Origin of the sequence: Dakarella massiliensis (assembly GCF_001182045.1) — a bacterium.
GTDB classification, from domain to species: domain Bacteria; phylum Pseudomonadota; class Gammaproteobacteria; order Burkholderiales; family Burkholderiaceae_F; genus Mesosutterella; species Mesosutterella massiliensis.
This window is the reverse complement of sequence record NZ_CVTY01000007.1, coordinates 66,397-86,649: the sequence shown is the minus strand read 5'-3', so window position 1 is coordinate 86,649 and position 20,253 is coordinate 66,397. Positions and strand designations below refer to the sequence as shown.

The following is a 20,253-nucleotide window of genomic DNA, read 5'->3' as shown; positions in this document are numbered from 1 at the left end:
GATCCCGGTCCGGGAATCCGGACCGGTTCACCAGAAGGATGCGCCTCAGCCAACCCAGCGGCGGGCGTTCCAGAACATCCGCATCCAGGGGCTCCACTCACCATCCAGAGCCTCTTCGCCCCAGGAGAGCTGCACCGCGCGGTGGCTGCGCTCAGGGTGCGGCATCATCGCGGTGAAGCGGCCGTCAGGCGTCGTCACGCTGGTCACGCCAGCAGCCGAGCCGTTCGGGTTAAACGGATAGGTTTCCGTCGGACGGCCCTGCGGATCAACGTAGCGGGCGGCAACGAGAGCCTGCCCGGCATCCGCCGGATCACGCCACAGCACACGGCCTTCGCCATGCGCGTTCACGACAGGCATCGAGGAACCAGCCATGCCGCTGAAGAAGATCGAGGGGCTTTCCTCAATCTTCACCTGCACGAGGCGGGCCTCGAACTGCTCCGAGAGGTTACGGACAAAGCGCGGCCAGTGCTCAGCGCCCGGAATCAGGCTGTGGAGTTCGGAGAACATCTGGCAACCGTTGCAGATACCGAGGCCGAACGTATCGGGACGCGAGAAGAACCGGGCGAACTCTTCCGAGAGTTTCTCGTTAAAGAGAATCGAACGGGCCCAGCCGCCGCCGGCACCCAGCACGTCACCGTAGGAGAAGCCGCCTGCTGCCGCGATACCCTTGAGGCCATCGAGATTCACGCGGCCGGAGAGAAGATCCGTCATGTGCAGATCGCAAACCTCGAACCCGGCGTGCATGAAAGCCGCAGCCATTTCGTGCTGCGAATTCACACCCTGCTCACGGAGCACCGCCATGCGGGGCTTAGCGCCGAGATTGATCATCGGAGCCGCGACGTTATCCTGCGGATCAAACGTCGTGTGGATATAGAGGCCGGTGTCCTCCGGATTCTCAATACGGGCGTATTCGGCGTCCGCGCATTCCGGATTATCACGGTTGCGGGCAATCTGCCAGGAGACTTCCGTCCACGCCTTCTGAAGCGCGGCGCGCGTCTCGGCGTAGATTTCCTTCCCGTTCACCAGAATCACATAGCGGTCGTCATTCTTCGGCGCGCCGATAAAGAACGCGGCGTGGTCCAGACCCGCTTCGCGGAAGGCCTCCATCGCGGCTTCAGCGTCTTCATCACGCACCTGAATCACAGCGCCCGCTTCTTCATTAAAGAGCGCGCGGAGAATTTCCTTCGGATCGTGCGAATCACCGCGGGTCAGAGAGGCAATGTCCGCGGACACGCCGCAGTGGCCGGCGAAGGACATTTCGGCGAGCGTCGCCGCGAAGCCGCCGTCAGAGCGGTCGTGGTAAGCGAGGATCTTGCCTTCAGAAGCAAGACCGCGGATCACGCGCACGAAGGCCTTCAGCTTCTCAGCGGATTCCATATCTGGCGCTTCATCACCGAAGCTCTGAATCACCTGAGCGAGGATCGAGCCGCCGAGACGCTCACGGCCTTCAGAGAGGTCAATCGCGATCAGCTTGGAGGCCACATTCGGGCGCAGCTGCGGGGTCAGCGTGAGGCGGATATCGCCGACCGGGCCGGAAGCCGACGCGATCATCGAAACCGGGCTCGTCACGGAGCGCTTTTCACCGGACTCGGTTTCCCAGCCCGTCTTCATCGAGCAGGAATCCTTGCCGACCGGAATCGACACGCCAAGCGCGATGCAGAATTCGCTCGTCGCCTTCACGGCGTCGTAAAGCTTCGCGTCTTCGCCTTCGCTTCCGCAGGAAGCCATCCAGTTGGCCGAGAACTTGACGGTCGGAAGCTCGATATCAGCGGCCGCGATATTCGTAATCGCTTCAGCGAACGCCATGCGGCAGGAAGCCGGAGCATTGATCACGGCGATCGGGGAACGCTCGCCGATTGCCATCGCTTCGCCCTTATTGCTGAGGAAGGAAAGCGCGGTCACAGCGACATCAGACACCGGCACCTGCCAGGGGCCAACCATCTGGTCACGGTGCGTCAGACCGCCGACCGCTCGGTCGCCGATCGTGATCAGGAAGGACTTGGAAGCCACCGTCGGGTGACGAAGCACTTCCGGCAGCACCTTCGCAAGCTCAACGCCATCGAGCGACACAGGCTCAAGCTTACGGTCCACGTGTTTCACATCGCGGTGCATCTTCGGCGGCTTGCCGAGAAGCACATCCATCGGCATATTCACCGGGTCCTGCTTCTCTTCGGGCTTCGACACAATCAGGCGGCCGTCTTCGGCAATGTGGCCGATCACCGCGTACGGGCAGCGTTCGCGGCGGCAGAAAACATCAAAGCGCTCGAGATCCTCCGGCAGCACGGCGATCACATAGCGTTCCTGGCTCTCGTTGCACCAGATCTCAAGCGGGCTCATACCAGACTCTTCAACCGGAATCTTCGACATGTCGAAGCGGGCACCGCGGCCGGACATCTCCGCGAGTTCCGGCATGGCGTTCGAAAGACCGCCGGCGCCGACGTCATGAATCGCGAGAATCGGGTTCTTTTCACCGCAGGCCCAGCAGCGGTCGATCACTTCCTGAGCCCGGCGTTCCATTTCCGGGTTGCCGCGCTGCACGGAGTCAAAGTCTAGCGCTTCGGAGTTCGAACCCGTGGTCATCGAGCTCGCAGCGCCGCCGCCGAGGCCGATACGCATGCCCGGACCGCCGAGGACGATCAGAAGCGAGCCGACCGGAACCGGGAGCTTCTTCGTTTCGTCATTACGGATGTTGCCGATGCCGCCCGCGAGCATGATCGGCTTATGGTAGCCGTAGCGGATGCCGCCGACGTTCGCTTCGAAAACACGGAAGTAGCCGGCAATATTCGGACGGCCGAATTCGTTATTGAAGGCCGCGGCGCCGATCGGGCCGTCTTTCATGATGGAGAGAGGCGTCGCGATGCGGGACGGCGCGCCGTAGGTGCGAGAAGTCTTCTCGCCCGTCACCACGTCAGAATCGTTTTCCCAGCCCTGAGCGGCACCCGGGAGATGGAGCGCAGAAACCGTGAAGCCGCAGAGACCGGCCTTCGGACGGCCGCCGCGGCCGGTAGCGCCTTCGTCACGGATCTCACCGCCGGAACCGGTGGCGGCGCCCGGGAACGGCGAAATCGCGGTCGGATGGTTATGCGTTTCAACCTTGAAGACCGTGTGCGTCAGTTCGTTCTCTTCCGTGAAGTACTGACCGTAGGGAGAATCCTTTGCCGGACGCGTATAGAGACGCGGGACTTCGGAACCCTCGTAAATCGCGGCGTTATCGGAATAGGCCGTGATCGTGCCTTCAGGATGCGCCTTGTGAGTCGCGCGGATGTAGCCGAAAAGCGACTGATCCATCGGCTTCCCATCGATCACCCAGGAGGCGTTGAAAATCTTGTGGCGGCAGTGCTCGGAATTCGCCTGAGAGAACATCATGAGTTCGGTGTCCGTCGGGCCGCGGCCCTCGGCTTCGAACGCCTTCTCGAGGTAATCCATTTCACCTTCAGAAAGCGCGAGACCCATTTCGGCATTCGCGCGGGCGAGCTCACGGTGAGCCTCTTCCGGGGTTGAGGCGGAAATCACGCTCATCGGCTTACCGGGGAGCTCCGTGAAGAGCTTCTCAACCGGGAAGTCGGAAGGCACCACGGATTCCGTCATCCGGTCGTGGAGCTTCGAGGCGATCGCTTCCAGAATGTCAGAAGCGGGAGCAGCGCCTTCAAACGCGACCGCGTAGCGGATGCCGCGCTCAACGCGGAGCACTTCAGTCATGCCGCAGTTATGGACGATATCTGTCGCTTTCGAAGCCCAGGGGCTGATTGTTCCCAGGCGGGGGATCACGAGGAACTCAGCATCAGCCGCCGCGTCCGCTCCCTCAAAGCCATAGGAAAGCAGCGCGCGGAGCCGGGACACTTCCTGCTCTTCAAGCGCCCGGGCAGCGTGTACAAAGTGAATGTAACGGCCCGAAACCGCCTTCACCTGGGGATAGACGGATTTCAGATCGGCAAGCAGCCGCTCGGCACGGAAATCAGAAAGCGCGCTCGAAGCCTCAAGCGCAAACATGCATCCGGATGTAGTCATCGACAAAAGCCTCTGCCGGCCGCCGCGCCCTGATTCGGACGGGAAGCCGGACTGCGAGTTGGTGGGAAAAAAGATTGCCCACATTATAAAGAGGGCGGCCCGGTTTCTGTGGGTAGAGAGGGAAGGATTTTCTCGGTATTCCGTCTCCTCGGGAGGCCGCTTCTATTAGAATTGAGCGGTTTTGGGCGAAAGCCCTGGAATTCAGAGGAAAGTCAATGCGGGTTGCAGTTATCGGAGCGGGCATTTCAGGTATCAGAACATGCGAATCGCTCCTTCGTCGTGGATGCAGCGTGACACTGCTCGAATCGGCGTCCGGCCCCACGCAGGGGCTTTCCTACGCCCCGGGGTTTCTCGCGTCCGCCTGGGCTTTTCATCCCGCCTTCTATATGAAGAAGTTCTCTTCATTCCGAAAGCTGCCGGATGACTCGGTTTTTATTGCGGACGGCGTCTCAGACCGTATGAGGCACCGCGCGTTTCTCACCGGAGCCGGACAGAACGCCGCGAACCCCGCCTTCGCTGAAAATCTGAAACGGTTCGAGGCCTTCGTCCAGGCGTCTGACGCCGGCACGAGGAAGCTGCACGCGGAATTCGGCATCGCGGATGGCCGGATTGACGGTTCTCTGATGCTGCTTTCCGAGGCGGAAACCGCCTTGATGAGGGAAACGTTCCCTGACCGGGAACTCCTTTCCCGCGAAGCGACGCTTGAACGCTTTCCGCTCATCGACCCGTCTCTCACCTTCGCGGCCTCGCTTCTGATCCCGGAGGATTCCACCTTCAACGCCACCTTCGCGGCAAAGCTCCTTCTGCAGCGGATCGCCGAGAAGTACGGTCCGCGGTTTACACGGCGCTATCGCTCAGAGGCGCAGAAAATTATTTACCGCGGAGGACGTGCGGAAGCGGTGGCGATCAGCGGGAACGAACGGATCCCGTGTGACGCTGTTATCCTCGCCTCTGCGGGCGGCGCCCTGCCCCTGATTTCCGGAACTGGCTTCTGGGCACCGCTGACGTCTCTCACCGGGTTCACGCTGACACTCGAACTCAGCGACTCGGAAGCGCTCCCGGCTCTCACGGTTGCCTCGCCCGAAAAAGGATTTATCCTCTCAAGGCTTGACCGGCGGCTTCGCGCGACCGGCCGTTTCTTCCTTGGCTCTCCCGCCGAGAAGGAAAAGAAGGCAGAATGTAACCGGCTTTATGACGCCGTTATGGGAAGCTTTGAAAATCTGCGCTCCAACACTGTGGCATCACAGTTCTGGAGCGGGGAATTTCTGGCTTCACCTGATCGCTTCCCGCTGGCCAGCCCTGTGCCGGGAGCGGATAACGTCATTCTGAATATTGCCCACGGTCCTTTTGGACTTGCCGGGGCCGGAGAATCCGCGGAAATCGCCGCGGCCCCTGCTCTGGGAGAGGATCCGGGTGAATTCGCGGCCTTCTGCAGTCCGGGAAGGTTTGCAGAGAAATAAAGAGATATCCCGAGCCGCGCGGCATCAGACGCGTAAGCGCAGCGCCGCACGGCCGGATGCAGCACCCATTTGATTAAGGAGATAAAAAGCATGTCCATTTCCCTACTGACACTCGACGACCTTCGGGATGTTGAGCGGCGCCAGGCCTCTGTTCTTGAACCCGGCACGCTGATGGAGCGCGCGGGTCAGGACATCGCGTCGCGCCTCGAGCGCGAACTTCCTCCGAAGGGACGCGTCACGATCCTCTGCGGCACGGGGAATAACGGCGGAGACGGCTTCACGGCTGCCCGCTGCCTCAAGGCCCGGGGCCACGACGTGATCTGTGTGCTGGTCGGCGGGGATGAACCGAAGGCTGATGACGCGAAGCGCGCTTTCGCGGCCTGGCAGGCTGTGGGCGGCAAGACCGTCCGTGAGCCGAATTCTCTCGGGAAAGCTGATATCGTGGTTGACGCGATGCTCGGGATCGGCGGCGACCGCCCGATCCGCGGCGAAATCCTTGACGCCACGATCTGGTACAACGTGCAGAACTCCCTCAAGGTGTCGATTGATGTCCCGACGGGACTGAACGCGGAAACCGGTAACTGGAACGGCCGTATTCAGGGCTGCCGCTCGGATATGACGATTGCCCTTCTTTCCGCCCACGCCGGTCTCTTTATGAATGAAGGGCGTGACGCCGCAGGGCACGTCTGCCTCTCTGAACTCGATGTCTCGATCCCGCTTCCGCTTCAGGGACTGATTGATGAAGCGGACTACGGCCATATCCTTGAACCCCGCCCCCACTTCTGCCACAAGGGGACCTGGGGAACCGCCGCCATTGTGGGCGGTGATGATGGGAAGATCGGCGCAGCGATCCTCGCCTCGCGCGCGGCGCTGCGACTTGGAGCCGGCCGTGTGAAGACCGAGTTCCTCGCGTCTGACGCTCCGGCGGTTGACCCGGAATGCCCGGAACTCATGATTGCCGAGTCGCCGCTTGACCTGGCGTCCTTCTCCGCGCTTGTGGTCGGTCCCGGCATGGGGACGGGGGAAAAATCCGTGAAGCGTCTGCTTGACGCCATTCACTGTGAAGACACGCCGCTCGTGCTCGACGCCGACGCCCTTACGATCCTCGCTGAGAAGCCTGAGCTTCAGGAAGAACTCCTCACCCGCCGCGCCATGACGGTTCTCACGCCGCATCCGCTTGAAGCCGCAAAGCTCCTCCGGAACAAGGTGGAAGAGGTTCAGAGCAACCGCATTTTCTGGGCACGTGAACTGGCCCTCCAGACCGGCGCAGCGATTGTTCTCAAGGGGACCGGCACGGTGGTGTCCCTCCGCTCCGGACACGCCTGGGTGAACCCGACCGGCTCCGCGGCGCTCGCGACCGCCGGCACCGGTGATGTCCTTTCCGGCATGATCGGATCCTTTATCGCTCAGGGCTATGACCTGACGACCGCTGTGCTCGGCGCGGTCTGGCTCCATGGGGCTGCGGCTCAGTGCGCTACCATGCCGGTGCTCGCAGATGAGCTCTCGCGCCGCGCCGCAACCGCTCTCGGCATGCTCCGCCGCGCGAAGCTCCGCTGGGCAGAGGCCGGGAGCGACCCGCTTTCTGCTGTCGGCACGATCGCTCTGCAGCCGGGACAGCTCGCCCCGGCTCCGGTTGAGATGATCGGCAAAGTCCGTCACTGATTAAAGCTTCTTTCCGCCTGACAGCCCCAGGCGGAGGCATAAAAAAATGCGCTTCGTCTGAAGCGCATTTTTTATTGGAGCCGGAACCGCGGTCTGCGGTTCCGGCAATCCTTCTGGAATTACTTCGCGGCCGGGGAAGAGGCGGGAGCGGAACCCTTCTTAGCCGGGTAGACGTAATCCTTATTCAGCACCTTGGCCTTGAGAACTCCCTTCAGGCCGCCGATATAGGCGTCCATGTCCGCCGCGCCATGCAGCTTCGCGAGTTCGGCCTTGGCACCCTTCAGTTCGTCATCCGTCACCTTCGGAGTGTCAGACGCGGTCACATGGGCAATCACATAGCCGGCGCCGTTAATCGTCGTGCCGACATAAGCCGGAAGCTTCGAAGCCGGGATCCGGAGTTCAGCGGAAACGAGTTCCGGAGGCTGCCCCATCGGCTGCTGACGGGAAACCCAGGCAGCGGCCGTAAAGCCGGCGTCATCAGGCTTCGCGCGGAGCGCGGCAAGCTTCTTCTCGCCCTCAGCCTTGGCGGCTGCCACAGCGGCGTCCGCCTTCAGCTTCGCGATGATCTGAGCCTTCACCTGATCAAACGGGATCTGGGCTGCAGCCGTGTGCTCAAGCACGCGGGCAGACACGAGAACGTTCGGCTTCACTTCAATCGCCTGGGTATTACGCTTCTCGTTCACGCAGTCATTCGAGAACAGAAGCTCAATCATGTGCTCATTCAGATACTGAGCGTCAGGCGTGTTGCCGAGACCGGCCTTCGTGACGTTTTCAACGATCACGGGTTTCAGGTTGTACTTCTTGATCACAGGGTCAAGCGAGCTGCTGTTCTCATAGACCATGTTCGAGAAACCGTCGGCAGCCTCGGCGTACTTCTTCTGAGCCATCTGGCGACCGTACTGGGCTTCGATCTTCGAGCGGACTTCAGCGAGCGGAGGAACCTTGCCGCCGCGGACATCCTGAACCTGAATGATATGGAAACCGTATTCCGTGCGGATCGGACCGACAATATCACCCTTCTTCGCGCTGAAAGCCGCGGCTTCAAACGCCGGAACCATCGTCCCCTTGCCGAACCACCCGAGGTCACCGCCCTTCTCGGCGCTGCCCGTGTCAATTGATTCCTTCTTCGCGACAGCCGCGAACTGATCCGGATGAGCCTTCAGCTGGGCAACAATCGCCTCAGCCTTCTTTTCAGCGGCCTTCTCGTCGCCTCCGAAGCCAATCAGAATGTGGCGGGCTTCTCGCTCCTCAGGTGCGGCGAACTGCTTCGCGTTCTGTTCGTAATAGGTCTTGATGTCTTCTTCAGTCGGCTTCGTATTCACGAACTGATCCGGCGTGAGCACCACGTACTCCACCTTCTCGTGCTCAGGGTTCATGAAATCAGCCTTGTGGCTGTCATAGTAAGCCTTGGCCTGCGCATCAGACACCTGCACCGTCTGCATAAAGCGGGCTGCAGGAATCGAGAACAGACGCACTTCGCGGCGCTCACGGAGCAGCTGATTAAGCTGATTCACCGAAGACTTGGAGATGATCGTCGTGCCCGCGACGTTATTCACGAGCATTTCGCGGGCGAGGCTCTGCTGAAGCTCCTGCACGAAGCCTTCGTCAGTCTTACCCTGGCTCGCGAGGAAGCGCTTATAGAGCTCGGGATCAAACTTGCCGTTCACCTGGAAACCAGAGGCCGTTTTGATCACGTTGATAGCCTGCTCGCGGGAGACGAGAATACCTTCTTTCGCGACTTCAACAGCGAGAGCGCGTTCGGAAAGCAGCCGGTCAAGCAGCGCGGCGCGGGCCTGCTGATTATCGAGAATACCGGACTTGAAATTGCTTCCCATCTGCTGCTGGAGCTGCTGCAGCTCTTGGCGCTTCGTCTGATCGAACTCTTCCGGAGTGATCTTGGAGCCGCCGACTTCGGCGAGCGCCTTGTCCCCTTCGTTCGAGCGGGAATAGCTATAGATGCCTGTCGCCACGAAGGCGATCGAAATCGGGCCGATGATCAGCGCCATCATCCAGCGCTTATGTTTGCGGAAACCCTGAAGCATGGATCCTTGATTCCCCAGCGATGGAAGGCCGGCGAGGCCTGACGCCTTCCGAAGATAAGAAAAAAAGGCGAACTTTTGGAAAGTTCGCCTTTTCGGAATTTTGTGGCGGAGTTGAAGGGGCTCGAACCCTCGACCTACGGCGTGACAGGCCGTCGCTCTAACCAAGCTGAGCTACAACTCCACAGACAGTCATTATACTTGTTTTTCTTTCCCTGTCCAGAAAGAAAACTGGCGGAGTTGAAGGGGCTCGAACCCTCGACCTACGGCGTGACAGGCCGTCGCTCTAACCAAGCTGAGCTACAACTCCGAAACAGGATTTGAATTATACGTGGATTTTTCTTTTTGTCCAATTTATTTTTTCAAATAAATTCTTTTATACCAAAAATGTGGTAGGTCGAAGATGCCCGGATTTCGGGCTTTTCAGGGGTTAAGGGACAAAACCCGGGAGCAATTCCGATAAAAAATAGGTACTTAATGCGCTGTTCCTGCAGACTGATTTTTCATCCCGCCGGCCCCCTACTAAAATAGAACGTTTGATTCATTTTCTTTTTCCCGCGAAATGCCTATCCAGAGCAGCACTCACTTTCTCGGAATTCTCGGCGTTCTTGCCGCGTCCCTTCTCTGGGGCACGACGGGGACCGCGGCCGCTTTCGCTCCTGAAGTGTCTGCCGCCGCGATCGCTGCGGCGGCGATGGGAGGGGGAGGGCTCCTGCAGGCGCTCCGCGGTCTCCCACTGATCCGCCGGAACCGCGCTTTGCTTAAGCGACACTCCGCGCTCCTTCTCTCAGCCGGACTCTCTGTCGCTATCTACCCGATCGCGTTTTATGGCTCTATGAGACTTGCCGGTGTCACTCTGGGCACGGTGATTTCGATCGGTGCCGCCCCGCTATTCTCTGGCGCGATTGAATGGGCAGCGGAAGGAAAAGCGCCTGGCATCCGGTGGGGAGCCGGCGTTGCGGCTGGAATCATCGGCATTCTTCTCATCACACTGGAGTCCGGAGCCGAAACCGCTTCGGGAACCGCCCTTCACCCGGTGGCAGGGGTGTTAGCCGCCCTCGCCGCGGCCTTTACGTACGCCTATTACTCGTACGCGGCACGGCGCCTGATGCTTTCCGGCATTCCGTCCCGAGCCGCGATGGGCGCGGAATTCGGAATCGGTGCCCTGCTCCTGCTTCCGATTCTCCTTGCGACGGGAGCCCCCTTCCTGCATTCGGTTCAGAATGCTGCCGTTGGCCTTTATATGGCAGTGGTTCCGATGTTTATCGGCTATATCTGTTTTGGATATGGACTTGAACGGGTCCAGGCAAGCACCGCTATTGCCATTTCGCTTCTGGAACCCGTGGTTGCGGCGCTGCTCGCTGCGGCCGTGCTTGGGGAGCGTCTGTCACTCCCGGCCTACGCCGGCATCGCGCTGATCTTCGCCTCTCTCGCGCTTTTCACCTTCACCGGCAAAAAATCCAGATAAAGAAAAACCGCGGAATGTTCAGTTCCGCGGTCTTTCCTGCCTTACCGGCTCTGGATTTTAGGACCAGCCCGGGACAATCGTGCCCTTGTACTTATCGGCGATGAACTTCTTCACTTCATCCGAGTGATAAGCCTTCACGAACTTCTGAACCGCTTCCGAATCCTTGTTATCCGGACGGGCTGCGATCACCATCAGGGCAAGCGGCGCATCCTTGTCTTCAAGGAAGATGCCCTGCTTCGCCGGATCAAGACCCGCGGACATCACGTAGTTCATCGTGATAGTAGCGGCATCCAGGTCGTCAAGTGAACGCGGCAGCTGAGCGGCTTCGAGCTCCTTGAACTGCAGGTGCTTCGGATTATCCACCACGTCAGCAAGCGTCGCCTTGAAGCCCGCACCTTCCTTCAGTTTGATAACGCCAGCCTTCTCAAGGAGCTGCAGACCGCGGCCGCCGTTTGTCGGATCGTTCGGGATACCGACCATGGCGCCATCCTTTAGCTCATTCACGTTCTTCACGCGGTTCGAGTAAATGCCCATCCGCATCAGGATGGCGGGAGCCACCGCGACGAGATCAGTCTTCTGATTGGCGTTGAAGTTCTTGAGGAACGGCTCATGCTGATAAACGTTCAGATCGAGCGCCTTTTCAGCCAGGGCCTTATCGGGTCCGAGGTAATCCGTGAATTCAACCACCTGAACCTTCAGGCCGTCCTTCTCAGCAGCCTTTGCCGCGGCCTGAACCACTTCAGCGTGGGGGCCTGCGGTCGCGCCGACCTTGATTTCAGCCGGCTTCTTCGTGCAGCCCGTGGCGAAGCCGCCCGTAGCGGCCGCGGCGGTAGCCGCAACGATCGTCTTCAGAAAAACTCGCTTCTGCATAGTGCTGTTCCTCTCTTTCTTGGATACGGTTTCAATTTGCGGCGCCTCCAGGCGCCGTTATTCTGTTGAATCCATTATGGGCGAATCAAAAACGGATTTCCGTCTTTCCTCGGGTAATACCGCACACAGAATCAAAAAAAAGTCCCCGAAAATCGGGGACCTGAGCAGTATTGCTTAGAAAAACCGTGTTTCTCAGAGCTCAGCGAACGCCGCGCTCATGCGACGCATGGCTTCTTCGCAGTACGCTCTCGGGCAGGCGACATTCATGCGAAGGAACCGCTCGCCCTCAACACCGAACGTATCACCCGGATTCAGTCCGAGCTTCACCTTTTCAACAAAGAACCGGTCAAGCTCAGCCTGGGTCTTGAACGGCAGCTTCCGGCAGTCGAGCCAGAGGAAGAAAGTCCCCTCGGGCATATAGGCGCCGATCTGCGGGAAATGCTCATGGATGTAATCGAGCACATAGTGCAGATTCCCCTGAATATAGGGAAGCAGCTGATCCGCGTAATAGTCGCATTCCGTAAAGGCCTTCACGTAGCCCGCGATGCCGAACCCCTCGCGCCCGAGCTTGCAGGAAGCGAGCGCCGCCTGATACTGGGCCTGAAGCTCCGGATTCATCGTGACAACAGAAGATGTCCGAAGGCCCGCGATATTAAAGGTCTTTGCCGGATTCACGGCAGTGACGCACATGTTCTTCGCGGCTTCGGAAAGCTTCGCGAAGACCTGATGACGGTTCGGGGCATGGACGAAATCCGAATGCACTTCGTCCGCGAACACCACAACGCCGTGGCGGCCGCAGATGTCAGCGATCTTCGTGAGTTCTTCAGCCGTAAAGACCTTGCCGGTCGGGTTATGCGGGTTGCAGAGGAGGAAAAGCTTGCACTTCGGATCCGCGGCCCGGCGTTCAAAATCCTCAAAATCAATTTCCCATTTTCCATCGCGGAAAATGAGCGGATTATTGGACGCGGTGCAGCCGTTCTTCTGCGTGACGGCAGTGAACGGAGGATAAATCGGCGTCTGCATCAGGACTTTGTCACCCGGTTCGCAGAACGCCTTCACAGCGACCGCAAGGGCCGTGCCGGTGGAAGGCACAAAGTCCACCATGCTCTCCTCAAAATCCCAGTCATAGCGGACGTGGCACCAGCGGACAGTGGCACGCTCGAAAGACCCTTCCTGCACGTACGGATAGCCGTAGACCCCATGCTCAGCGAGGCGTTTCATTTCATCCACGATCGGCTGCGCGCAGCGGAAATCCGAGTCCGCGATCCACATCGGAAGGACGTCAGCCGGATACTTGAGCCACTTCGAGCTGTTCGTTCCGCGGCGGTCAACAATCTCATCAAAGTTATGCTTGAGCGTCATAGTTATTGCTCCAAAAATTCAATCTCAGAAAACAGGTTCATCGGCCGCGCCGAGGGGCTCTGAGCCACTCAGACGCGGCGCTCCGGATCAGGGGTGATACCAGAAGAGGAAGTACGCGGCGTAGCTCACGATTGTTGCAACGAACATCGGGATGCAAGTCCGCTTCGCCACCTGGAAGGAGGAAACACCGGCAATACCGGAAATAGCGATCAGGGCTGCCGTAATCGGGGAGGAAACGCGGCCGAAGGACACCAGCACCTGAAGCGGGAAAATAAGGGACACGGTGGAGACACCGAGCGTCTTCGCGATCGGAGGAACCAGAGGGGCGAACGAGAAGAACGCCGCGTTTCCGGATCCCATAATGAAAGCCATGAGCCAGAGAATCAGACCGCCCACGATCACCATTGCGGCAAGGCCGAAACCCGCCTGGTCAGCGCTCGTGATCAGCGTTCCCATGGCCCCCGATTTGATCAGACCCTGAGCGAAGAATTCACCGCAGACGATCAGCGAAACCACACCGGCAAGGATCTTCCCCATGCCTTCGAAGAAAAGCTTGAAAGTCGCAAGCACGTCCTTCAGATTCCGGTACCGGATCAGTTCGCAGACAATCGCGATCACGGTGGAAATCACCATGGCGGTCACGACATCCATACGGATCGCGCTGCCTGCCACCTTCGAGAAGAAGATGATGAGGAAAAGCGGAATCACCGGCAGAATCGCGTAGAACTTCGGGGCTTCCTTCACATCAGCCATGGGCTTCGATCCCGCGAATGTCTGAACGTTGGCCGGATCAAACTTCCAGCCTTCGCGCTTATCCCACCAGGCCTGCACAAACATTTGCACAAAGGTAAGGATCACGACGAGCGCAATGAAGAGCGGGAGCTGGTAGTAAACGAAGTATTCCGAGACGTCCATCCCGGCGACCTGCGCCGCCATGTTCGCGTTACCGGAACCCGGCCCCACATCCATAAACTGGCAGCAACCGATCACGCCAAGCGCTGAGAGCGGGCTGACGCCGGAACGCACGAGAATCGGGTACAGCGTGCACATCAGAAGGAGACCAAGACCAGCGTGCGACGGCACGAAGATCACCATGATCTGCTCAACAATGAAGGCCGCGCCGAGAAGCAGGTACGGATTATGGATATGCTTCAGGGGTTTCTCGAAGACGCGGAAGAGCGCGCTCGACGCACCGACATGCTCCATGTAGCGGGAGAAACCGCCGATCGCCATGAGCATCAGGCCGAGCCCCCCGATTCGGGTCGCGAAACCTTCACTGAAGACCTTGAAGACATCAAACCCGCCGAAGTGAGTGGTTGTCTTAGCGGGAAGCAGCGTGCCCAGGCCGAAAACCCAGGTGCAGGTGAGAAGAATCAGGCCGCCGATAAAAAGCGCCGCCTGCGGGTAATAGCCCTTGACGAGCAGGTACACCACGATCGCGATTGTGACCGCAGCGATGATAAGACTCAACATGAAAAAAGCTCCGAAAGAATTTCTCTCTCCCGGAGCTTCGTGTCACCGGCCCCGGGACCTGGTGAAGAAGCGGCTTACTTCAGAGCGATAGCTTCAACTTCTAGCTTCGCGTTCTTCGGTATGGCCGCGACCTGGAAACAGGAGCGGGCGGGAGCGTCTTTCGGGAAGAACTCCGCGTATACGGCATTGAAAGCGGCAAAATCCGCGATGTCGGCGAGGAAGCACGTGGTCTTCACGACCTTGTCGAGCGAGCTACCCGAGGCTTCAATAATGGCTTTCAGATTGGTGAGGGACTGCCGTGCCTGAGCTTCAATCGTCTCAGGCATCGCACCCGTTTTCGGGTCAACCGGGAGCTGCCCGGACACGAAGACGAGTCCGTTTCCGGCGATCCCCTGAGAATAGGGACCGATTGCGGCTGGCGCATCCGGGGTTGCGATAACGGTTTTATCCATATCTCATTCTCCTTGCATGTGTGTGGCCGAAATCCGGACTCTCATCCGGAATCGGGGGAATTTTTCAGGTTTAAGTATTCAAGCTTACGGGAACTGGTTTCCAGGAACCCGGTTTTTTTGGATCTAATCCTTTATTCCTATTGGATCACCTGATTAATTCCTCATAGGTAATTATTCTGGGAAAAAAAGGGAAAATCAGTATTGAGAAATACCCCTCCGGCGGACAGGAATCCCGTAATCGCTCCTTTCAAAAAGTGAAAGGAGCAATTTAAGCGTCATGCTGCTGCGTTTCCACAGGCACTCTTCACGGCATTCTCGAGCAGCCCGCGGAACCACTGCTCCGCCGGATCGGAGGCGGTTCTTGGATGCCAGACGATCTTCAGAAGCGGGGGTTCCGAGAAGGGCCTGAAATCCTTCGGGAAAGGAATGGAAACGAGCCCGTAACGGGGTTTGAAGAGATTCCGGATCACGAGAGTACAGGACACCATCCAGGCGTCAGACGCGAGAAGAAAGCCAGGGGCCGCGAGCCCATCCGGTATCACGACCGTTTTATCCGACGCCCTGCCGTCCTCGAGAAACCGCTTTCCCCGGAAGCGGGATGCCTCCACAATGCATTCCGGATACTCAGCGAGATCTGAAGCTGTGATTTCAGGCAGTCTGAGAAGCGGATGACCGGGCCGCATCGCGATCTGGTACTGGCAGCGCGAAGCGTTCAGCTCCATGAATCCATTCGGAATATTGCCTTCAGGCGACACCGCAGCGTCGGCGCTGCCGTCCGAAAGCCTCGCGCTCCACCCGCTTCCAGGCTGCTGAAACACAACCCGGCTTCCCGGAGACGCCCGGCTGAGATCCGCAAGCAGCATAGGGCCAAAGCGTGAGAGCGGCTGACTGTTCGCGATCACGGTGAAAGTCCGGCGGAGCTTTGCCGGATCAAACGTATTTTCCGCAAACAGCCGCTCCAGCGAGGCGAGTGACGCCGCGACACGGGGGAGAAGCGCGGACGCTTTTCTTGTCGGCTCCATCGTGTTCCCGATGCGGATGAAGAGATCATCCGAGAAAGACTCCCGGAGCGACTTCAGAAGGCGTGATGCCTTTGGCAGATGGATCCCAAGCTGATCAGCCGCCGCGGTGAGTGAACGCTTCTCCCAAAGCGCAGTGAAAAGCATCAGCTCTTCCCGCGTGACTTCTCCGGCTTCTTTCACTTGTCTCTCTCCAAAGGACACTATGGACTGTTGTTATACGGAAAAAGGGAAAGATCTCTTTCCTTTTCCTCATCCCGACATATTAATGCATCACAACGTGCCCTTATTTCAGAAAATGAAACGGGCACTTTCAGGAAACTCTGTTTCTCCCGGGTAACTCTTGGCTGTACCGCGGATAAGAGCCCACACTACACTTAATCTCAGCGATCAAGACAAGTCTGAGGAAAAAACGATGGATCACTTCAGCCCGTCAGCCGCCTGCGCTGAGTTCGCGGCAGACCTCTCGTATGACAGCATTTCTCCCGAGGCACTCGACCTGTTACGGCGGGATATTCTCGACTGGGCGGGATGCGCCCTTGCCGGGTCCCGGGACCGGGCGGCCGTTCCGATCCAAAAAACCGCGGTGCTCCTCGGCGGGAAACCCGAAGCCAGCGTTTTCGGAAACCGCGATAAAACCGACCTCCGGACCGCCGCCATGGAAAACGGCTACTTCGGCCACATCTTTGAAATGGATGATGTCGACCGCGAGTCGATCTCACACCCGGCAACTGTGGTGATGCCTGGCGCGATGGCGCTCGGCGAGTGGCAGAAGAAAACCGGGCGCGATGTTCTCACCGCGATCGCTGCCGGGTTTGAAGTGATGCTCCGGATCGGCGCCGCCATCACCCCCGCGCATTACGCGATCTGGCACACCACCTCAACCGCCGGTGTTTTCGGTGCCGCCGCGGCCTCAGGCCGCATGCTGGGGCTCAGTGCTCAGCAGATGCAGTGGGCCCTTGGAAACGCCGGCACCCTTGCCTGCGGTCTCTGGCAATTCAATCCTGACGGCGCGATGAGCAAGTTCCTTCACGCCGGGAACGCGGCCGGGAACGGCATCCTTGTATCATTCATGGCTCAGAACGGTTTTTCGGGCGCCGCGCATATTCTTGAAGGCAAACAGGGCTTCTTCGCGGGCTACGCGAGGCAGAGCGTGAATTTCGATCTCTTCCGGGATTTCGGCCGGGTCTGGCGTTCGGCCTCGGTGTCCTTCAAGCCCTACCCCTGCTGCCGGCACACACATTCCGCGATTGACGCCGCGCTCTCAATCCGTGAGCAGCTCAGCCGTCACCCGGGTGACCCGATCCGGCATCTCACCGTTCACACTTACGGAACAGCGCTTTCGATCGCAGGGAAGACCGCGCCCGTTACCGGCCGGGATGCCAAGTTTTCGATTTCCTACTGCGTCGCGAGCACGATTCTCCGGGGTACACCGGTTGAAGTGTCTTTCGCGGCAGACGCGGTGTCAGATCCCGCAGTTTCCGGGCTGCTTTCCTGCACTGAGGTGATAGACGATCCATCGCTTGACGCCATGGTGCCGAAAAACTGGCCCTGCCGGATTGAGGCTGAACTCGAGTCAGGCGAGACTCTTTCCGCTCAGGTCAAAGCCCCGAAGGGGGACCCCGAGAATCGGGTGAGCTGGGAAGAGTGTGAGATGAAGTTCCGCACGATGACGCTTGATATCCTGGATGACGCTCAGGTCAAGGCGATCGTGGATCTTGCGAAGCATTTCGACGATATCCCGGATTTCAGCCGGGAAAATCCCTTTGTGATCGCGAACCGGAATATCTGAACTTCGGTCATTGAATAAAGCGCGGCGGGATGGCGTCAGTCCGCCGCGTTCTGCTGCAGACTGATTGAGAAGCTGTAACGGTCACCCGGGTGCCATGAAACCGACACTTCAAGGGGCTTCCCGGATTCATCGAGATAAACGCGCCGGATTTTCAGCGCCGGGACTCCCGGCTTGCACTGAAGCCACGCCGCCTGATCGACCGGCATCGCAACCGCTGAGACATCCTGCTTCACTTCGCTGCAAACAACGCCGTGCATCCGGTTGATCAGGGTGGCGATCAGAGTTTCCGGTTCGCGGGTTGCCGCCGCGACCACGTCCTCCCACACTTCCGGAATAAAAACCTGAGTGCAGACAACCGGCGGATCCTCGGGCTTATCGCCCGCGCGGATATTGGTAAGCCTGATCCAGGAGGTTCCGGCAGGAAGCCCAAGCTCCTGAGCCTTCTCCTTATCAACTTTCACGTGAATGGCCTGGCAGACTTCCCGGGCATGCGAGTGACCGATCATATCGACGTCGCTGAAAGACTGGAGCCGATAGGCAAAGCCGCGGGCCGCGCCCCGCGCGACAACCTCGGTGCCGACGTGCGGTGTCCGCTTGATGAGACCGGTGCGCTGCAGATGATCAAGCGCCGCGCGAACAGTGTGCCGCGAGAGCCCGGTCTTCCGGCAGATATCGAGTTCCTTTGGCAGAAGCGTCCCGACGGGATAGCGGCCTGTCGCAATTGCGTACGCAAGATCGCGGGCCAGCTGGACCCAGAGAAGCTCTTTTTTTGCCATATGTCGGTACCTGGTCAGGTGAGAAATCCCTCTTGGGGAAACCCGGCTATTCTAGCCGAAAGGTACGGTCTTATATGAGAGTGAAAACCGGCTTCCCCTCCGCCACGGGAAGGAAAGCCGGCCCTTGATTTACCGATAGATTCTTCAGAGATACCGGGAAAGGAATGTCCGGAAGCGTTCCGTTTTCGGATTCACCATAACGTCATCCGGCGCACCCTCCTCCACCACGACGCCATCCGCCATGAAGACCACACGGTCCGCCACTTCACGGGTGAATGGAATCTCGTGCGTCACAATGATCATCGTATAGCCCTGCTCCGCAAGCGACTTCATGGTCTGAAGCACCTCACCGACGAGCTCCGGATCAAGCGCCGAGGTCGGTTCATCAAAAAGCAGGAGCTCAGGCTCTATCGCGAGAGCCCTCGCGATAGAGACGCGCTGCTGCTGACCGCCTGAAAGCCGCCTCGGATACTCATTTGCCTTGTCAGCCAGACCGACACGGGCAAGGATCTCAAGCGCTTTTTTCTTTGCCTCATTCTTCGGCACGTGATGCACCGACACCGGGAAGAGCATCACGTTTTCCAGCACCGTGAGATGCGGGAAGAGATTGAACGCCTGGAACACCATTCCGATCCGGCTCCGCTGCTTCGCGACGACCGGTTACGGCGCCTCCCAGAGTTCTCCGTTCCTCATCTCGTAGCCGATCGCCTCGCCGCCTACTGTGATCATTCCGGAATCCATCGTTTCCAGATGATTGATACAGCGAAGGAGCGTTGACTTGCCAGACCCCGAGGGACCAAGGATCACCACGACTTCACCCTTCTTCACTTCGAGGCTGATGCCTTTCAGCACCTCATTCGGGCCGAAACTCTTATGCACGTCGCGGCAGATTACAAAGGGCTCCGCGTTCCGGGCTGCCAGTTCTTCTGTCATGCGCTTACTCCTTCCGCCGCGAGGGTCTCTTCAGCAGCCGGCGTGCTGCGGCTGCGGCCTTTCGAAAAATGACGCTCAATCATCCACTGAATCACGGAGAGGACTGATGTGATGATGAGGTACCAGATAACCGCAACAATGAGGAGTGGAATGATCTGGAAAGTCACGTTGTAAATCGTCTGAACCGAGTACAGAAGATCATCCATCGCAATGATGGACACCATGGCAGTCGCTTTCACCATAGAAATCACCTGGTTTCCGGTCGGCGGAATGATAGCGGTCATCGCCTGAGGAATCAGAATGCGGAACATGATCTGAAGACGGCTCATACCAAAGGCCTGAGCGGTTTCTTTCTGATTCGGGTCTACGGAGAGCAGCCCCGCCCGGATGATTTCCCCCATAAAAGCGCCTTCGTTGAGCGAGAGCCCGATGATCGCGGCGGAAAGAGGCGTAATGAGCGTATTGGTTGATACCGCGCCAACACCAGGCAGCGTTACCTCGGGGAACAGCGCCGCGAGGTTGTACCAGAAAAGCAGCTGCACAAGCAGCGGCGTTGAGCGGAAGAACCACAGGTAGATGTTGCTGAGCGTATTGAAAAATCGGCTGCCGGACAGTTTCCCGAGCGCGCAGATAAGGCCAAGCACCGTGCCGATCACCATGGAAACCACGGTGAGCCCCAGTGTCATCTTGATACCGTGGAGGATTGAGTCATGCGTAAAGTACTGCGCGACAACTCCCCACTCAAAATTCGGGTTCTTAGAGCAGATCCAGAGAAAGTACAGGATGATCGCGGTCACTGCCGCGTATAGCACCCACCTTACCCAGGGCACCGGGCGGCGTGCCCTGGAGACATCCGCCGCTTTGAATTCAGAATTCGTCATTCTCAGATTTCCAGAAAAGCATTGACCCGGCGGTAACCGTCAGCGCCGGGGCGGAGAG

Annotated in this window: 13 protein-coding genes, 2 tRNA genes and 1 pseudogene; 4 read left to right on the top strand and 12 right to left on the bottom strand. The window is 58.9% G+C overall.

Going from position 1 to position 20,253, the window contains the following annotated elements:
* Positions 1–45 precede the first annotated feature (45 nt).
* Complete coding sequence (gene purL / locus BN1936_RS06760) at positions 46–4,008, bottom strand: phosphoribosylformylglycinamidine synthase (RefSeq protein WP_049687421.1); 3,963 nt, start codon at positions 4,006–4,008, stop codon at positions 46–48.
* A 215-nt stretch (positions 4,009–4,223) separates the two neighbouring features.
* Between purL and BN1936_RS06755 the strand changes: the two genes are divergently transcribed.
* Together BN1936_RS06755 and BN1936_RS06750 are read left to right on the top strand one after the other, a co-directional pair.
* Positions 4,224–5,468 carry an NAD(P)/FAD-dependent oxidoreductase gene (locus BN1936_RS06755; protein WP_049687001.1) on the top strand — a complete coding sequence of 415 codons (1,245 nt, stop codon included), beginning with the start codon at positions 4,224–4,226 and terminating at the stop codon, positions 5,466–5,468.
* Positions 5,469–5,558: 90 nt separating this feature from the next.
* Positions 5,559–7,130 (top strand): bifunctional ADP-dependent NAD(P)H-hydrate dehydratase/NAD(P)H-hydrate epimerase, encoded by a 1,572-nt coding sequence (locus BN1936_RS06750; protein ID WP_049687000.1) that lies wholly within the window; start codon positions 5,559–5,561, stop codon positions 7,128–7,130.
* A gap of 119 nt (positions 7,131–7,249) precedes the next feature.
* Here BN1936_RS06750 and BN1936_RS06745 read toward each other — a convergent pair whose 3' ends face one another.
* The 3 genes from BN1936_RS06745 to BN1936_RS06735 all read right to left on the bottom strand — a co-directional run bounded on the left by BN1936_RS06745 (position 7,250) and on the right by BN1936_RS06735 (position 9,479).
* The gene (locus BN1936_RS06745) at positions 7,250–9,172 is read right to left on the bottom strand and encodes a SurA N-terminal domain-containing protein (protein WP_049686999.1); all 1,923 of its coding nucleotides are present in this window, start codon (positions 9,170–9,172) and stop codon (positions 7,250–7,252) included.
* A 103-nt stretch (positions 9,173–9,275) separates the two neighbouring features.
* Positions 9,276–9,353 (bottom strand) — tRNA-Asp (locus tag BN1936_RS06740).
* A 48-nt stretch (positions 9,354–9,401) separates the two neighbouring features.
* Positions 9,402–9,479, bottom strand: a tRNA-Asp gene (locus BN1936_RS06735).
* Between the two features lie 252 nt (positions 9,480–9,731).
* Here BN1936_RS06735 and BN1936_RS06730 point away from each other — a divergent pair.
* Positions 9,732–10,637, top strand: coding sequence for a DMT family transporter (locus BN1936_RS06730; protein ID WP_022444472.1), 906 nt, complete (start codon positions 9,732–9,734; stop codon positions 10,635–10,637).
* Between the two features lie 57 nt (positions 10,638–10,694).
* Here BN1936_RS06730 and BN1936_RS06725 read toward each other — a convergent pair whose 3' ends face one another.
* The 5 genes from BN1936_RS06725 to BN1936_RS06705 form a co-directional block, all read right to left on the bottom strand.
* The gene (locus BN1936_RS06725) at positions 10,695–11,507 is read right to left on the bottom strand and encodes a MetQ/NlpA family ABC transporter substrate-binding protein (protein WP_022444471.1); all 813 of its coding nucleotides are present in this window, start codon (positions 11,505–11,507) and stop codon (positions 10,695–10,697) included.
* 192 nt (positions 11,508–11,699) lie between these two features.
* Complete coding sequence (locus tag BN1936_RS06720) at positions 11,700–12,869, bottom strand: MalY/PatB family protein (protein ID WP_022444470.1); 1,170 nt, start codon at positions 12,867–12,869, stop codon at positions 11,700–11,702.
* A gap of 87 nt (positions 12,870–12,956) precedes the next feature.
* Positions 12,957–14,342, bottom strand: a complete 1,386-nt coding sequence (gene dcuC, locus BN1936_RS06715; RefSeq protein WP_022444469.1) for a C4-dicarboxylate transporter DcuC — start codon at positions 14,340–14,342, stop codon at positions 12,957–12,959.
* A 74-nt stretch (positions 14,343–14,416) separates the two neighbouring features.
* Positions 14,417–14,794 (bottom strand): RidA family protein, encoded by a 378-nt coding sequence (locus tag BN1936_RS06710; RefSeq protein WP_022444468.1) that lies wholly within the window; start codon positions 14,792–14,794, stop codon positions 14,417–14,419.
* 275 nt (positions 14,795–15,069) lie between these two features.
* A complete protein-coding gene (locus tag BN1936_RS06705) occupies positions 15,070–15,996 on the bottom strand; it encodes a LysR family transcriptional regulator (protein ID WP_049686998.1) in 927 nt (308 codons plus the stop codon).
* Between the two features lie 232 nt (positions 15,997–16,228).
* Here BN1936_RS06705 and BN1936_RS06700 point away from each other — a divergent pair, with 232 nt between their 5' ends.
* On the top strand, positions 16,229–17,605 hold the full coding sequence (locus tag BN1936_RS06700; protein WP_049686997.1) for an MmgE/PrpD family protein: 1,377 nt from the start codon (positions 16,229–16,231) through the stop codon (positions 17,603–17,605).
* 35 nt (positions 17,606–17,640) lie between these two features.
* Here the strand turns inward: BN1936_RS06700 and BN1936_RS06695 are convergent, their stop codons facing one another.
* The 3 genes and pseudogenes from BN1936_RS06695 to BN1936_RS06685 all read right to left on the bottom strand — a co-directional run bounded on the left by BN1936_RS06695 (position 17,641) and on the right by BN1936_RS06685 (position 20,195).
* A complete protein-coding gene (locus BN1936_RS06695; RefSeq protein ID WP_022444465.1) occupies positions 17,641–18,381 on the bottom strand; it encodes a GntR family transcriptional regulator in 741 nt (246 codons plus the stop codon).
* A gap of 144 nt (positions 18,382–18,525) precedes the next feature.
* Positions 18,526–19,314, bottom strand: a pseudogene (locus BN1936_RS06690) (amino acid ABC transporter ATP-binding protein).
* On the bottom strand, positions 19,311–20,195 hold the full coding sequence (locus BN1936_RS06685) for an amino acid ABC transporter permease (RefSeq protein WP_022444462.1): 885 nt from the start codon (positions 20,193–20,195) through the stop codon (positions 19,311–19,313). The pseudogene BN1936_RS06690 and the gene BN1936_RS06685 overlap by 4 nt, the downstream one beginning before the upstream one ends.
* Between the last annotated feature and the right edge of the window lie 58 nt (positions 20,196–20,253).

What these genes read in the sequence shown, in the direction of transcription:
- BN1936_RS06730 (WP_022444472.1), top strand. Translation starts at nt 9,732, where the DNA reads ATGCCTATCCAGAGCAGCACTCACTTTCTCGGAATTCTCGGCGTTCTT.
- BN1936_RS06720 (WP_022444470.1), bottom strand. Translation starts at nt 12,869, where the DNA reads ATGACGCTCAAGCATAACTTTGATGAGATTGTTGACCGCCGCGGAACG.
- BN1936_RS06755 (WP_049687001.1), top strand. Translation starts at nt 4,224, where the DNA reads ATGCGGGTTGCAGTTATCGGAGCGGGCATTTCAGGTATCAGAACATGC.
- BN1936_RS06700 (WP_049686997.1), top strand. Translation starts at nt 16,229, where the DNA reads ATGGATCACTTCAGCCCGTCAGCCGCCTGCGCTGAGTTCGCGGCAGAC.
- BN1936_RS06745 (WP_049686999.1), bottom strand. Translation starts at nt 9,172, where the DNA reads ATGCTTCAGGGTTTCCGCAAACATAAGCGCTGGATGATGGCGCTGATC.
- BN1936_RS06750 (WP_049687000.1), top strand. Translation starts at nt 5,559, where the DNA reads ATGTCCATTTCCCTACTGACACTCGACGACCTTCGGGATGTTGAGCGG.
- purL (WP_049687421.1), bottom strand. Translation starts at nt 4,008, where the DNA reads ATGACTACATCCGGATGCATGTTTGCGCTTGAGGCTTCGAGCGCGCTT.
- dcuC (WP_022444469.1), bottom strand. Translation starts at nt 14,342, where the DNA reads ATGTTGAGTCTTATCATCGCTGCGGTCACAATCGCGATCGTGGTGTAC.
- BN1936_RS06695 (WP_022444465.1), bottom strand. Translation starts at nt 18,381, where the DNA reads ATGGCAAAAAAAGAGCTTCTCTGGGTCCAGCTGGCCCGCGATCTTGCG.
- BN1936_RS06710 (WP_022444468.1), bottom strand. Translation starts at nt 14,794, where the DNA reads ATGGATAAAACCGTTATCGCAACCCCGGATGCGCCAGCCGCAATCGGT.
- BN1936_RS06685 (WP_022444462.1), bottom strand. Translation starts at nt 20,195, where the DNA reads ATGACGAATTCTGAATTCAAAGCGGCGGATGTCTCCAGGGCACGCCGC.
- BN1936_RS06725 (WP_022444471.1), bottom strand. Translation starts at nt 11,507, where the DNA reads ATGCAGAAGCGAGTTTTTCTGAAGACGATCGTTGCGGCTACCGCCGCG.